Raw genomic sequence first — 13,077 nt, 5'->3', positions numbered from 1 at the left:
GCGGGCCTCAGGTTTCGGTCGGACGGGTCTGGCGCAGGAAATGTCCCGTCACCAGCCACGCGCCCAGCCAGCCCAGCACGACGGTGCCGACCAGCACGAGCGATGAATGCAGCAGGTCCAGCCCATGCAGCACGAACGGGCTGGCGTAGCTTTGCGAGAGCGCGGCCAGCGGCGGGCGCAGGGCCAGCCCGGCGATGCCGACCAGGGCCAGGGCCAGCGCACCGGCGCCCAGGCCGTACCAGGCGCCCAGGTACAGGAACGGACGGCGGATGAAGCCGTCGCTGGCACCGAGCAGCTGCAGCACGCCGATTTCGTCGCGGCGCGCCTGGATGTCCAGTCGCACCGTATTGCCCACCACGAGCGCGGCGCCAAGTCCAAGCAGTGCCGACAGCACCTGCACCAGCCGCGTGCCGAAGCCCAGCCACGCGTCCAGGCGCTTGCGCCACAGTGCATCGTGCTGGACCAGGTCGGCCTGGGGCAGCCCTTCCAGCGATTGCGCCAGGCGGGCGTCGTCGGTGCCATTGGCAGGAGTGACGATCAGCAGCGACGGCAACGGGTTGTCGTGCAGCGCATCGATCGCTTCGCCCAGCCCCGCACTGTCGCGCAGTTCCGCCAGGCCTTCGTCGGGCGAACGCAGGGTGACGCCGGCCACGTCGGCACGGCCGCGCAGGGTATCGGCCACCTGTTTGGCCGCCGCCGCATCGACGTCGGTCTTGAGGAACAGGTTGATGTCGCGCGACTGCTGCACGCTGCCGGCGAAGTGCTTGAGGTTGTCCAGCGCGATCGACAGGCCCAGCGGCAGGGCCAGCGCGAGCGCCATCACCATCACCGTGAGCAGGGTGGCCCACGGCTTGCGCCAGGCGCGGCCCAGGCTGAACACCACGCTGTGGCCGTGGTGGTGCAGCCACACGCCCAGCCGCGACGGGGCGGCGGCTTCCTTGTTGGTGGCGGTGCTCATTCGGCCAGGTCCTGCGGCGAGATGTCGTCGATCAGCTTGCCGTGGTCGAGGATCAGCACGCGCTTGCGCATCGCGCGCAGCAGCGCCAGGTCGTGGCTGACCACCAGCACACTGGTGCCGCGCTCGGGCAGTTCGGCGAACAGCGCCATGATTTCCGCCGCCAGGGTGGGGTCGAGGTTGCCGGTGGGTTCGTCGGCGACCAGCAGCTTGGGTTCGCCGACGATCGCCCGGGCAATGCCCACGCGCTGCTGTTCACCGGCCGACAGCTGCGACGGCAGCGCCTTTTCGCGGTGGCCCAGGCCCATGCGTTCCAGCACCGAGCGCACGCGCTTGGCGATGTCGGCACGGCGGGTACCGCGCAGGATCAGCGGCAGGGCGACGTTCTCGGCGATGCTGCGGTCCATCAGCAGGCGGTGGTCCTGGTAGACCGCACCGACCGTGCGCCGGTGCCGCGGAATGTCGCCACCGCGGACTTTGAGCAGGTTGCGCTCGTCGAACACCACGGCGCCACGGCTCGGCCGCTCGTCGAGGTGGATCAACTTGAGCAGGGTGCTCTTGCCGGCGCCGGAATGCCCGGTGACGAACAGCATCTCCCCGGGCGCGACGTCGAAGCTGACGTCCACCAGTGCCTGGTGGCCGCCCGCATAGTGTTTGCTGACATTGTCAAAACGCAGGACGCTCATTCCTCCGATTATGCAGGAGGAGCGCGGCAGCGTGGGGATCACCGGTCGCCCGACCAACGGTAGGGCGCTACCGTTGATCGGGTCAGGCGCGGGTAGGTAACGCCCGTGGGTCGTTACGAACCCGACAGCATCCGGCGGATCTTGCGGCCGATGCGGGTCAGGAAGCCTGCGCCCGGGTCGGCGGCCGGTGCGGTGTTGCGCATCGGCTTGGCGGTGACCTGCACCGGCGTGACCGACTGGGTAGCACCCTCGGCGCCTTCGACCGGACGGCCGTGGCGACGACGACGGCGCTTGCGCGGCGCGCGTTCGCCCTCGGCCGCACCTTCCGGTGCGCCTTCGGCGCGCGGCGGACGCGGGGCCGCTGCAGCCGCTACGGGTGCGGTGCCTTCGACGGCAACGGCCGGCTGTTCGCCTTCCACACGCGGCTTGCGCGGGGGGCGCGGCTTGCGTTCGCCGCTGCGCTCACCACTGCGTTCGCCACGGCCACCGGCGGTGCGGCTGCCACTGGACGAACGACCACCACCACGGCGCTCTTCTTCGGCGGCACGCGCTTCGCGCGCTTCACGGAAGATCTGGCCGACGCTCTCGTTCTCGTCGCCCTCTTCGCCTGCCGCCACCGGCGCGCGTTCCGGACGCGGCAGCGGGGTCAGGATCTCACTGGTGACAGCCTCCACCGGGATCTTCTGCTCGATATAGGCTTCGATGTCCGGCAGGCCCATCGCATAGCGCTCGCACGCGAAGCTGATGGCATCGCCTTCCTCACCGAGGCGGGCGGTACGGCCGATGCGGTGCACGTAGTCTTCGGCGTCGAACGGCAGGTCGTAGTTGTAGACGTACTTGATGCCGTCGATGTGCAGGCCGCGCGCGGCCACGTCGGTGGCCACCAGGATTTCCAGCTGGCCCTTCTGGAAGCGGTTGAGCAGGCTCTCGCGCTTCTTCTGCGGCACGTCGCCGGACAGCACGCCCACGCGGTAGCCCGCCTTCTCCAGCGAGCGCGCCACGCGCTCGACGAACACCTTGGTGTTGACGAACACCATGGTGCGCGCGCCTTCGCTGCGCGAGAGCAGGCCCAGCAGCAGCGGAATCTTCTCCTCGTCGGCCGGGAAGTACATGCGCTGGCGCACGCGGGCGGCGGTGATCGATTCGCTTTCCACCACCAGCTTCTGCGGCTCGTTCATGTGGTCATAGGCCAGCTCCAGCACGCGGTGGCTGAGGGTGGCGCTGAACAGCAGGGTCTGCCGCGCAGTGCGCTCGGGCATGCGCCGCAGCAGGAAGCGGATGTCCTTGATGAAGCCCAGGTCGAACATGCGGTCGGCTTCGTCGAGCACGCAGATTTCGCAGGCGTGCAGCGAAACCACCTTGTGCTGCTTGACGTAGTCGATCAGGCGGCCGGGGGTGGCGATGATCACGTCCACGCCCTGCTGCAGCAGCTCGCGCTGCTTGTCGTAGTCCACACCGCCGTAAACCAGCGCGAAGCGCAGGCCCAGGTCGGAGCCGAACTTCACCGCATCCTTGTGGATCTGGATGGCCAGTTCGCGGGTCGGCGCCAGGATCAGCGCGCGCGGGTCTTCCGGCTTGCGGTCGGCCAGCGCCGGGCGGGTCAGCAGGCGGTTCACCACCGCGACCAGGAAGGCCAGCGTCTTGCCGGTGCCGGTCTGGGCCTGGCCGGCGACGTCGCCGCCGGGCAGTGCCACCGGCAGCGTCAGTGCCTGGATGGGGGTGCAGCGGGTGAATCCAGCGCCTTCGAGACCGGCCTGCAGGGCCGGATGCAGATCGAAGGAGGAGAAGGTCAAATCGGTCAGCGGTTTGTCGCTCATGAGTCCGTCTTGGTAAGGCCAGCCCGGCAGCGTGCACGGGTGGCTTGCAATCTTGGGGGCACCGTCGCCATTGAGGGCCCTGCGCCAGGGAAGGCGGAGGCCGGACCTACCGGTCCTCGGGCGCCGCACAATGACCCAGTTTAGCGCAAAGCGGCCGGCAAACCGGGATGTCAAGTCTCACACCCCTAAGCGACAACGTGCAACCGGGTAGAGCCACGCCCTGCGTGGCTGCCCCGGAAGCCCGTCAACCCCTCGTTCACCCCCCCGACCCCCAGTTGAACGCCCCGCCCTTCCGGGCTGGATCCGCCAAACCACCACCCGCATATAGGTCCAGCCAGCCCCGGCAAAGCGCGATGGCAATCACAGGATGATTCTTTCCACCCCGTGCCTGCCACCCCGCGACGATAGGGGTACACTGCCGGCCGTGAGCGTCCAGGCATCCACCGGACGCACCGCTGGTCGCCCGCGCGGCCACGAGGCAGCAGACGGGGACGGGGCCCAGCCCCGTCCAGGTTCAACCCCTCCGGCCCGGCCGGGTGCACTCCAATACGAGAGACCAAGATGAGCGACAAGGTTGTACATGTCAGCACCGCTGACTTCGAAAGCACCGTACTGAACTCCAAAGAGCCGGTCCTGGTCGATTTCTGGGCCGAATGGTGTGGCCCCTGCAAGATGATCGCCCCGGCGCTGGACGAACTGGCCGACGCCTATGACGGCCGCGCCAAGATCGCCAAGGTCAACGTCGATGAACAGCGCGAGCTGGCGGCGAAGTACCACGTGCGTTCGATCCCGTACCTGGTGGTGTTCAAGGACGGTGAAAAGGTCGGCGAGCAGATCGGCGCCGTCGGCAAGGCCCAGCTGGCTGGCCTGCTCGACAAGGCCCTGGCCTGAGCCACCCGGCAGCCGGCCACCCCGGCTGCCCCGCGGGCCCCACGCCCGCATGAATGACCCTGCCCCACCCGGCTTGCGCACTGCCGCGAGCCGGTGTTAGTGTCGGCACATCCGGCCGCATTCGCGCGCCGCATCTTCTGGACGACGTTTCTTTCCAGAATCCCTTCCCAACGTTCGCCGCCCCTGCCGGGCGCTCGCACCTTCCAGCGAGGAATTCAGCACTTGTCCGATATCACTACTTCCGAACCCGGGAGCGCCGACGCGCCCGCCGAGAAGCGCGTGCGCAAGCCGCGCGTCGCCAAGGCCGCTGCCAGCAGCGCCGACACCGGTTCTTCTCCTTCCCAGAATGCCCTGCCCCTGGCTGCCGCGCCTGACGCGTCGGCGCCGGCTGCACCCGCAGCCCCGCAGCAGGCGCCCCAGGCACCGGCCGCTTCCAGCGGCGATGCCCCGGCCCCGCAGGCCGGTGGCCAGGACGCCGGCGACGGCGGCCAACGCAACAACAACCCCCAGGGCGGCCAGAATCCGTACAAGCAGGGCCAGGGCCAAGGCCAGAATCAGAATCAAAACGACGGCCAGGGCCAGGGCAACCGCCGCGACCGCTTCCGTAACCGCCGCGACCGCGACCGCAATCGTGGCGGCGGTGGTGGTGGCTTCCGCGACGACGGCATGCCGCAGGACACCGGCGAGCAGCAGCCGTTCGTGCGCAGCCAGCAGGCCAACGTGCCGGAAGGCTTCCCGGTCTATTCGCTGAGCGACCTCAAGCGCATGCCGGCGCAGAAGCTGCTGGACATCGCCGAGCAGCTGCAGATTTCCGAAGGCGTGGCCCGCGCCCGCAAGCAGGACGTGATCTTCGCCCTGCTCAAGGTGCTGACCCGCCACGGCGACGGCGTTGCCGCCGACGGCGTGCTGGAAATCCTGCCGGACGGCTTCGGCTTCCTGCGCGCGGCCGAAGCCAGCTACCTGGCCGGTCCGGACGACACCTACATCTCGCCCAGCCAGATCCGCCGCTTCAACCTGCGTACCGGCGACCACCTGTCCGGCCGCATCCGCTTCCCGAAGGACGGCGAGCGCTACTTCGCGCTGTCGATCGTGGACACCATCAATGGTGAGCCGCTGGAAGCGTCGAAGAACAAGGCCCTGTTCGAGAACCTCACCGCGCTGTTCCCGCGCAAGCGCTTCACGCTGGAACGCGGCAACGGCTCGTCGGAAGACATCACCGGCCGCATCCTCGATCTGATGGCACCGCAGGGCAAGGGTCAGCGTGCGCTGATCGTCTCCCCGCCCAAGGCCGGCAAGACGATGATGATGCAGCAGGTAGCCACGGCCATCACGACGAATCATCCGGAAGTGCACATGATCGTGCTGCTGATCGATGAGCGCCCGGAAGAAGTGACCGAAATGCAGCGCACCGTGCGCGGCGAAGTCATCAGCTCCACCTTCGACGAACCCGCCGCACGTCACGTGCAGGTCGCCGAAATGGTGATCGAGCGGGCCAAGCGCCTGGTCGAACACAAGAAGGACGTGGTGATCCTGCTCGACTCGATCACCCGCCTGGCGCGTGCCTACAACAACGTGGTGCCCAGCTCCGGCAAGGTGCTCACCGGTGGTGTGGACGCCAACGCGCTGCACCGCCCGAAGCGCTTCTTCGGTGCGGCACGCAACGTGGAAGAAGGCGGCAGCCTGACCATCATCGCCACTGCGCTGGTCGAGACCGGCAGCAAGATGGACGAGGTGATCTACGAAGAGTTCAAGGGCACCGGCAACAGCGAAGTGCACCTGAACCGTCGCATCGGCGAAAAGCGCGTGTACCCGGCCATCGACATCAACCGTTCGGGCACCCGCCGCGAAGACCTGTTGATCGAACCGGAGCTGCTGCAGAAGATCTGGATCCTGCGCAAGCTGCTGCACCCGATGGACGAAATCGCCGCGATGGAGTTCCTGCTCGACAAGATGAAGAACACCAAGTCCAACGACGAGTTCTTCGGTTCGATGAAGCGCTGACCGGCGCCGCATTCGAAACAGAAAAGGCCCCGCATTGCGGGGCCTTTTTCGTTCCGGCCGACCGCTCCGCCGGCAGGTACCGACCGTTGGTCGGTACCTGTCACGGTCCCATGCGATCCAGAAGCGGCCCGAACGGTGGCGCAACCAGCACCGCCACCGGCTCCTCCACAGCCTCCGTAGCTTGCTCAGCCGTAGCCGCGGCCGCAGCCGCAGCTTCGACAGTTGTGCAGGGGTGAGATATATCAGGGGGACGCACCGAGATATCTAGCCGGAAGAACCCGGAAGAAGACGGTCATGGGCGGAACACCATGAAACGACATTGCGCCTGGTGCAATCAAGGGGCCGGGTCAAATAGCCTGAGTTGATCCAGGTTCCGGTCCCGGGTGGCGGCCCGGCGGAGCAGCTTGCGGACACCCTGTTCAGACATCTTATATTGGCGGGCCAGACTCGCAACAGTGGTGCCGCGACGATGGGCGTCCAGCAGTGCCCGCTCACGGGGGCTGATCTTGAACGAGGCGTCTTGAGGGAAGTAGATCGTCTGTCCGCCCCAGCTATCGGCCAGGGCGTCAGCCACCGCAGCGCCAATCTGTTCAGCCTGGCTATCGCAAATACCGAGCGTACTGGCTTCAGCGGCGGCGGTGGTCGCCACGCTGGCCAGCAGTTCGTTGCGCCGGGCTTCCATCGACCTCATCGAGGTGTGCTCTCCCGCTGAGCACGACGGTCCGCGTCGATCTGCAGGGCGGCAATTACCTTGGACAACTGGGCGGGGCTGCACCATTCCAGGCGGGCGACGCGGCAGATGCGGCGAGCCACAGCGTGCGCGTACTCCCACTCCCGGCCGGCGTCAGCCAGCAGGGCCTCAATCTTGGCCAACTGTGGCGGCAGCTCACCTTTGGGGCGGCCAGCCCACTGTTGGGCCGCCTGGGCGGCCTTGGCTGGAATGCCGCCTAGGCGACGCAGTTCATTGGCGATCGCGTCGAGCTGGCGGCGATCGCACTTGCCGGCGCTGCGCTGAGCTTGGCCGTGTTCCTTTGAGACGCGCTCGACCAGGTCACGGTAGACATCTTCAGGCAGGCCCAGCTTCTTGGCACCGGCATGGATTGCTGCCAGCACCCGGTTACGGGCGTCCCCAGCCTTGCGCGTAGGGGTCATGGCTTCACCTGGTCGGTGAGGGCCGCATGTGCCGCCTTGATAGCGGTCTGCCACGCGGGCACTTCCTGGCCGGCACGGTTCAGCAGCCGATACAGGCCAGGCCGGGCTGCTTGCGCAACCCGGCCACCGGCCTCAATCACAGCCAGAACCTGCGATTTCTTGGTCAACGGTGCCTGGCGATCAGCCACCACCCACCTCCAGCTCCGTCACCTTGAGACCGTCGGGATCAAGATCAGGCCGACCATCCCAATCAACCAGACGGATGCCGCGTTCGTCCCTCGCAGGCCAGCCCTCAAGGTCGTCGAACTCGCGCTCCATGCCTTCGTTGGAATAGCTGGAGTTGACGTCCAACACCCAACCGAGGTACTCAGCTGCGGCCATCTTGATCACGGCAAGCACTACGTCGCCATCCGTGCTGTCCAAGCGCTCATCGGCCCCCGTCCAGAAGGTATTGATCAGCGTTGCCAGTTCCGGCGTCAGCTTGTCATGGTCGACGTCGAGGGTAACCTCAGCATCACCCCAATCCTGTTCAACCTTGTAGCGTTTGATGGTCATGGCTCTCAGTTCACAGTAGAAAGGCGAAAGGCCTGCTCCAAGAGCAGGAACAGACGGCGGACTTCGCCACTCTGGAGGGCGAAGCGGGCATCCAGCTCTGCGCGGCGGCCGTCGTCGTCGTCGAGCCGATCAAGCGCGCCGTCCAGGAACTTCAGCTTGCGCACGATCAGGTCGTCGCCGAGCACGAAGGACAGGCTGTCTTCGAACACCAAGGCCAGCTTGGTGACCTGCTTGCCGGCATCCAGGTGCTTGTCGATCTCGTCGCAGCGCAGTTCCTGGTGCTGGCACTTGACCACCGCACCGCCCTCGACCGGGTCTTTCAACTCGCATTCTTCGCCCAGGCTAATCCCGGTCGGCAGCGCCTCGCCGGCAATCCAGCCGGTCAGGATCGTGCGCGGCGCCACTTCGGCGTTCAGCGGCATTGCCGGGAAGCTGCCGAGCAGGCCACGGATATCGGACACGACGCTCTCGCCGGTCTTGCGGCTGGAGCTGTCTACGGCCACGAAACCGTGGCCCAGGTCGATCAGCGCATCGGTCCGCGAGCTCTTCACCACGGCGCGCGGCATCAGCTCGTGCAGGAGGTCGTCCTTGAGGCGCTTGCGCTCCCGGCCTCCGAGCTTACGGCCTTCCATTCCCTCGATCTCTTCCAGCTTGCGCGCCAACATGTCGTTGACCACCCCGCCCGGCAGGATCTTGTCTTCACCACCCACGGTCAGCCACAGCGCATCACCGATGCGGTGTGAGAACACTGCCTTTTCCTCACGGCCGAACGGCGAGATGAAGCCACGGGAATTCATTTCTAGCGGACCCACCGGCTTGAGCAACACCTGCGGCAGCAGGGTGTCCACCTCTGAGAAATCGGTGGCGATGGGAAAGCGGAACAGCACAAGGTTACGCATGAACATGGGGGACCTCCGTAGTTTGAGGCTGGCTTGGGCTGTCAGCCATTGCGCTCCAGCGCAGTCCCTTCGGGAGCTGCGCGCACCATGCGAGCCAGGCCTGCAGGGCGTCGCCCTTTGCCTGATCGCTCGGCGCTTCAGGTACGCCAGGAACGAGCAGCTTGCCCTCGCTGGCCCCCTTGCCGTGGCGCGCACGGACACTGATCACAGCGCGCAGCAGTTGTGGGGCACCACTGGCGATGGAAAGCGCTCCTTCCGGAACTTGATCACCGAACTCGATCAGGCCGGTGGCCCAGCAGTAGGCGATCACGGCAGCACCTCCGCTACGGGACCAAGGTCGACCACCACGGCAGGATGTTGAACCAGCCCGGTAATGGCCAGGACCGCTGCCTGCGCCTGTGCTTCGCACCTTTGGGCCGTTCCATGACCCACCTCGCGCGCAATCGCGCTGGCCACAGCACGCACTGTCGATGGGTCATGCAGACCACGAATGAACGATGCGACCGAGCGATCCAACTGGCGCCGTGCCTCGGCGAGCGACACAGACATCGCACCGACCGCCTGCTGGGCGCACGGACCGCACAGGGGCGATCCCAGGCAGTCGGTGGGCAGGTCGCAGTTGGCACAGAGGACGCGCGGGCCGGGGGTATCGTCGTGGCCTTCATCCGTCTCCGCAAAATGCACCCAGCCCGGCTGGGCGATGTGCCGCTTCAACTTCCAAGGGAAGACATCACCTCGCGCCTCGATGTAGCGCAGTGCCCGGGCAATGGCATCGGCCCGGGTCTTCCAGTCAGCATCCCGGTGGGCATCGACCATACAGTCGAAGAACTGGAGCCCATCGACCCACCGCGATTGGGCGTAGATCTCGATATCAGAGCGAGCCGCTTCATCGGCGATCGCCACGGCCAGAGCCAAGGTGTTCCCCGTCAGGCTGCCGTGGACGCCGGTGAGGCGGAAGGTGCAGGTGTCCTGGATCTTCGGCATGTCACACCCCCGCCACGTCAAGGGAGATCGGCTGGTACTGGCCGCGCTCATCGCGCTGGTAGAAGCGCACGTAGGTCTTGCTGCCCACCACCGTCACCGCGTCGCTGATCGCCGTCATGGCCTGTTTCCAGCGCGGGTCATCGAACTGCAGGCGGCGCAGTGACAGCACTTCGGCGGTCTTAATACTGCCGTCCTGGTCAGCGCGAAAAGCGTTGTTGACCAGCGTGCAAAGCTCGGCGCGGGAACCTTGGGTCCAGTCACTGAGGCATTCATCGATCAGTGCCTTGGCGGCCTGCAGGCGCTCATCAAACTGGATCGAGTCCTGGATGGCGCGCACGATCTTGTAGCGGCCATTGAAAGTCATCAGGGTGACGTTGCCCTTATCGCCGCCAATGCGGGCGCCATATTGCTCACCGCTGAGCTGGACCAGCGCAGCGATATCGTCAAACACGCCGCGCTTGAAGGCGCGAAGCAGGTCTCTCAGCTCCAGCGCGCCTTGGATCTTTTCATCGACCAGATGGTCGCGCGCCAGGTCTATCGGTTTGATCTGTTCCTCGGGAACCAGGCGACCGTTGCGGTCCTCGCGGTAGCCGTCAGGGATGTGCTGAGTGGTCATGGGGTCTTTCCTTGAGGGATGCCGTTGATCGGCATGGAATGCCGCGCGAAAACGTTGAGAGGCACGGGAACGCCCTCGACCTCTATGGGGCTGATGGCCAAGAGCCAATCGTTTCGCCACTGGCGGGCCGCTTCGTATGAGATGTCGAACAGGCCAGAGATCAGATGCACTGTGATTTCGCTCGGGCTGCGATCCTGCGCCCATAGAGCAAAGCGCAAGGCGCGCAGGCGGTCGTTGCGGGGGCGTCCAGGCGAGCGCTTCATGGCTACTCGATCCCCCGGAATATTTCGTCAAACCGGTCGTGAAGCGAATCAACGATGCGCCCGCCGATGTAGGGCGGCAGCTCGCCCTCCAGTTCTTCCTGCGACAGGCAGACCGTGCCCACCGAGGGCGCCAGCGGACCTTCACCGAATGCCGGGCCGACGTAGTCCATTGACGGAGGCTGGCTCGACCCGGGCTTCGGTCGAGTCTCAGTCGCAGTGCCACGGGCACGCTGAGCCTGTGCAGCAGCCAACGCAGTTGGGTCGATCTTCCAATCCAGGTTGAGCCGGTAGTTCCGCGCCAGCCCTCCGCCCACACGCTGGATCATTCCGCAGCGCAAAGCCATGCCGATGGCGTTGGTGACGTAGCCCCGGTACTGGAATCCATGCGCCATAATCCGGTCGGCCAGCTCGGAATACCCGACGATGGCGCTTCCCAGGGAGGCCGCGATCGCATGCTGCAGGGTGATGCTCGGGATGTCGGTCATGGTTGCACCACCTGCGGCTGGGTGACGCCGTCTTCCATGCGGGTCAGCACAATCACCGGGGCCGGGGCCGGCTTGGTGCGCGCCACGACATACACGACAGCACGATGCTTGCCATCGGTTTTGCTGCGCAGTTCGGCGTCTTCGATTGCCTTGTCCTGGTCGGCGAAAGGATCGCCTCCAACCCACTCAGCGGGCACCACGAGGAACTGGCCACGGTTAGCCATGCGCCACCTCCCGCAGCTGCGGGGTGCGCTGCGTCCATTCCAGCTGCAGGCCCTGGTACTCGGCGGCCATGACGTTGTCGCGACCGCCAGTGCCGTTGGGGTGGTGACGCTTGAGGTGGCCCTGCGCCATCGGGGGCGGACGGTCGATGATCAGCACGGGGCGACGGCCGTTGCTGTAATGGGACAGCACTCGGATGCCGGCGTTTTCCAGCTCGCGCGCGGTGTTGGAAGCGGCAAGAAGGAGGTCGGACTCGCGTTCAAAACTCATGATTGGATTCCTTGTCGGTGGCGGGCTGGGTGAGCCCGAGTTGTCCGTACAGGTCCGGGAGCGCCACGCGCTTCATTGCGCTGACCTGCTCCAGGGAGGTCATGGCGCGCCCGACCAGGAAGGTGCAGGCGCGGTCCAGTTCGGCCGCGTTGGCGGCAAGGTGGTAGCCGTGAGCGGGATGGGCGCAGATGGGATGCCCATCCCGGCGAAGTTGCTCAATGATCTGGCGCAGGCGACGTTCATCGGCGGCGTTGACCCGCGAGGTGATCTGTTGCACCAGGTCGCGTGCGGTGATGCCGTTGGCGGCGCCACGGCGGCCCTGCAGCTGCGAGAGCACTGTCTGTAGCGACAGCTCTTGCGGCAGCAGGGCCAGCTGCATATCAGTCGGCTCCCTTGTCGATGCCTGCGGCGACGGCGAGATCGACCAGGTCATCCCAGCTGATGTTCCAGATCTTGCCGGTCCGGCCGGATGTGATCATCGGCAAGCCGCCAGGCGTGCGGTCGAGGTCGTACACAAGCCCGGTGCGCGGATCCTTGGACTTACCGTGATTGACCCGGACGAAGTCAGTTTCGGCCGGGTAGATCTGGCCGGTCGGCACCTGTTGCGGATGCCGCTTGGACATGGCCGAATGCTCCTGGCGATTGCGCTTGAGAGCCTTGCAGCGCTTGAGTGAAGGGACGGCCATGTCACACCCCCCGAATTACGTCGGCGGTGACCAGGGGCACGCCCAGGTCGGCGGCACGGTTCATCGCAGCGGTCAGCGCGTTCTGCACCGCCAGCGGGTACAGCAGCGAGCCCGCACCGCGCGGCGGCACCAACTTGGCGCGCAGGGCCTCAATCCCGCTGCGATCAATCACCTTCTCCAGCGGCACCTGGGCGCGTTTGAAGCGATGGGCCAAGTACGGCTCCAGCTCGTTGTCCAGCGGCTGTAGCGTGATGATTTCAATGCGCTGCACCACCTCGCGCACATCCGGGTTGTGCTCGGAGAGCTTGGTAAGCAATTCGGGCTGACCGAGAAGGATGATCGCCAACAGCGGGCGGAGCCCATCCTTCAGCTCGCGGAACCGCTTGAGGTGCTTGATCGTGGACATCGACAGGCTGTGTGCCTCTTCGATGATCAGGACGTGGCTGTGGCCGGCCCTGGAGCTGTCACGAAGCGCGTGGTGAGCCTGGCGAAAGCGCGCGTCGGGGCTGCTCTTGGGTGCCGACAGCGGGGCGACGGTTGCCATGATGGATTCGGCAATGTGGATGGCGCGCAGGGGCTTGCCCTTGCTTTCGCT

Annotated in this window: 20 protein-coding genes; 2 read left to right on the top strand and 18 right to left on the bottom strand. The window is 66.2% G+C overall.

Going from position 1 to position 13,077, the window contains the following annotated elements; translation table 11 throughout:
• Nucleotides 1-7: 7 nt before the first annotated feature.
• From ftsX to rhlB, 3 genes are all read right to left on the bottom strand, one after another.
• Nucleotides 8-958, bottom strand: a complete 951-nt coding sequence (ftsX, locus tag ACREPD_RS13045) for a permease-like cell division protein FtsX (RefSeq protein ID WP_421568011.1) — start codon at nucleotides 956-958, stop codon at nucleotides 8-10.
• Complete coding sequence (ftsE, locus tag ACREPD_RS13040; RefSeq protein ID WP_421568010.1) at nucleotides 955-1,641, bottom strand: cell division ATP-binding protein FtsE; 687 nt, start codon at nucleotides 1,639-1,641, stop codon at nucleotides 955-957. Before ftsE ends, ftsX begins: the two co-directional genes overlap by 4 nt.
• A 113-nt stretch (nucleotides 1,642-1,754) precedes the next feature.
• Nucleotides 1,755-3,458, bottom strand: coding sequence for an ATP-dependent RNA helicase RhlB (gene rhlB, locus ACREPD_RS13035; RefSeq protein WP_431599738.1), 1,704 nt, complete (start codon nucleotides 3,456-3,458; stop codon nucleotides 1,755-1,757).
• A gap of 561 nt (nucleotides 3,459-4,019) precedes the next feature.
• Between rhlB and trxA the strand changes: the two genes are divergently transcribed.
• Both trxA and rho read left to right on the top strand, forming a co-directional pair.
• The gene (gene trxA / locus ACREPD_RS13030; protein WP_431599737.1) at nucleotides 4,020-4,349 is read left to right on the top strand and encodes a thioredoxin; all 330 of its coding nucleotides are present in this window, start codon (nucleotides 4,020-4,022) and stop codon (nucleotides 4,347-4,349) included.
• A 222-nt stretch (nucleotides 4,350-4,571) separates the two neighbouring features.
• The gene (gene rho / locus ACREPD_RS13025; RefSeq protein ID WP_431599736.1) at nucleotides 4,572-6,350 is read left to right on the top strand and encodes a transcription termination factor Rho; all 1,779 of its coding nucleotides are present in this window, start codon (nucleotides 4,572-4,574) and stop codon (nucleotides 6,348-6,350) included.
• Between the two features lie 334 nt (nucleotides 6,351-6,684).
• Here rho and ACREPD_RS13020 read toward each other — a convergent pair whose 3' ends face one another.
• The 15 genes from ACREPD_RS13020 to ACREPD_RS12950 all read right to left on the bottom strand — a co-directional run.
• A complete protein-coding gene (locus tag ACREPD_RS13020; RefSeq protein ID WP_431599735.1) occupies nucleotides 6,685-7,032 on the bottom strand; it encodes a Mor transcription activator family protein in 348 nt (115 codons plus the stop codon).
• 5 nt (nucleotides 7,033-7,037) lie between these two features.
• Nucleotides 7,038-7,502 (bottom strand): phage protein GemA/Gp16 family protein, encoded by a 465-nt coding sequence (locus ACREPD_RS13015; RefSeq protein WP_431599734.1) that lies wholly within the window; start codon nucleotides 7,500-7,502, stop codon nucleotides 7,038-7,040.
• Entirely contained in the window at nucleotides 7,499-7,690 is a 192-nt protein-coding gene (locus tag ACREPD_RS13010) for a hypothetical protein (protein WP_431599733.1), read from the bottom strand. Before ACREPD_RS13010 ends, ACREPD_RS13015 begins: the two co-directional genes overlap by 4 nt.
• Complete coding sequence (locus ACREPD_RS13005; protein ID WP_431599732.1) at nucleotides 7,683-8,057, bottom strand: DUF2528 family protein; 375 nt, start codon at nucleotides 8,055-8,057, stop codon at nucleotides 7,683-7,685. Before ACREPD_RS13005 ends, ACREPD_RS13010 begins: the two co-directional genes overlap by 8 nt.
• Nucleotides 8,058-8,062: 5 nt before the next feature.
• Nucleotides 8,063-8,962, bottom strand: a complete 900-nt coding sequence (locus tag ACREPD_RS13000; protein WP_431599731.1) for a recombination-associated protein RdgC — start codon at nucleotides 8,960-8,962, stop codon at nucleotides 8,063-8,065.
• Nucleotides 8,949-9,266, bottom strand: coding sequence for a hypothetical protein (locus ACREPD_RS12995; RefSeq protein ID WP_431599730.1), 318 nt, complete (start codon nucleotides 9,264-9,266; stop codon nucleotides 8,949-8,951). Before ACREPD_RS12995 ends, ACREPD_RS13000 begins: the two co-directional genes overlap by 14 nt.
• Nucleotides 9,263-9,940: a hypothetical protein gene (locus ACREPD_RS12990; protein WP_431599729.1), complete on the bottom strand. Its 678-nt coding sequence runs from the start codon at nucleotides 9,938-9,940 to the stop codon at nucleotides 9,263-9,265. The genes ACREPD_RS12995 and ACREPD_RS12990 overlap by 4 nt, the downstream gene beginning before the upstream one ends.
• A gap of 1 nt (nucleotide 9,941) precedes the next feature.
• The gene (locus ACREPD_RS12985) at nucleotides 9,942-10,556 is read right to left on the bottom strand and encodes a DUF3164 family protein (protein ID WP_431599728.1); all 615 of its coding nucleotides are present in this window, start codon (nucleotides 10,554-10,556) and stop codon (nucleotides 9,942-9,944) included.
• Nucleotides 10,553-10,819 (bottom strand): hypothetical protein, encoded by a 267-nt coding sequence (locus tag ACREPD_RS12980; RefSeq protein WP_431599727.1) that lies wholly within the window; start codon nucleotides 10,817-10,819, stop codon nucleotides 10,553-10,555. The genes ACREPD_RS12985 and ACREPD_RS12980 overlap by 4 nt, the downstream gene beginning before the upstream one ends.
• Before the next feature lie 2 nt (nucleotides 10,820-10,821).
• Nucleotides 10,822-11,304 carry a hypothetical protein gene (locus ACREPD_RS12975; protein ID WP_431599726.1) on the bottom strand — a complete coding sequence of 161 codons (483 nt, stop codon included), beginning with the start codon at nucleotides 11,302-11,304 and terminating at the stop codon, nucleotides 10,822-10,824.
• The gene (locus tag ACREPD_RS12970; RefSeq protein ID WP_431599725.1) at nucleotides 11,301-11,528 is read right to left on the bottom strand and encodes a hypothetical protein; all 228 of its coding nucleotides are present in this window, start codon (nucleotides 11,526-11,528) and stop codon (nucleotides 11,301-11,303) included. The genes ACREPD_RS12975 and ACREPD_RS12970 overlap by 4 nt, the downstream gene beginning before the upstream one ends.
• Complete coding sequence (locus ACREPD_RS12965) at nucleotides 11,521-11,796, bottom strand: hypothetical protein (RefSeq protein ID WP_431599724.1); 276 nt, start codon at nucleotides 11,794-11,796, stop codon at nucleotides 11,521-11,523. Before ACREPD_RS12965 ends, ACREPD_RS12970 begins: the two co-directional genes overlap by 8 nt.
• Nucleotides 11,786-12,175 (bottom strand): hypothetical protein, encoded by a 390-nt coding sequence (locus ACREPD_RS12960; RefSeq protein ID WP_431599723.1) that lies wholly within the window; start codon nucleotides 12,173-12,175, stop codon nucleotides 11,786-11,788. The genes ACREPD_RS12965 and ACREPD_RS12960 overlap by 11 nt, the downstream gene beginning before the upstream one ends.
• Before the next feature lies 1 nt (nucleotide 12,176).
• Complete coding sequence (locus ACREPD_RS12955) at nucleotides 12,177-12,482, bottom strand: hypothetical protein (protein WP_431599722.1); 306 nt, start codon at nucleotides 12,480-12,482, stop codon at nucleotides 12,177-12,179.
• A 1-nt stretch (nucleotide 12,483) separates the two neighbouring features.
• Nucleotides 12,484-13,077, bottom strand: a 594-nt coding sequence (locus ACREPD_RS12950; protein ID WP_431599721.1) for an ExeA family protein, incomplete at its 5' end; no start/stop codon positions are given.

It is taken from the genome of Stenotrophomonas sp., from assembly GCF_050737075.1.
Lineage (GTDB): Bacteria > Pseudomonadota > Gammaproteobacteria > Xanthomonadales > Xanthomonadaceae > Stenotrophomonas.
This window is presented reverse-complemented; position numbering and strand designations above follow the sequence as displayed.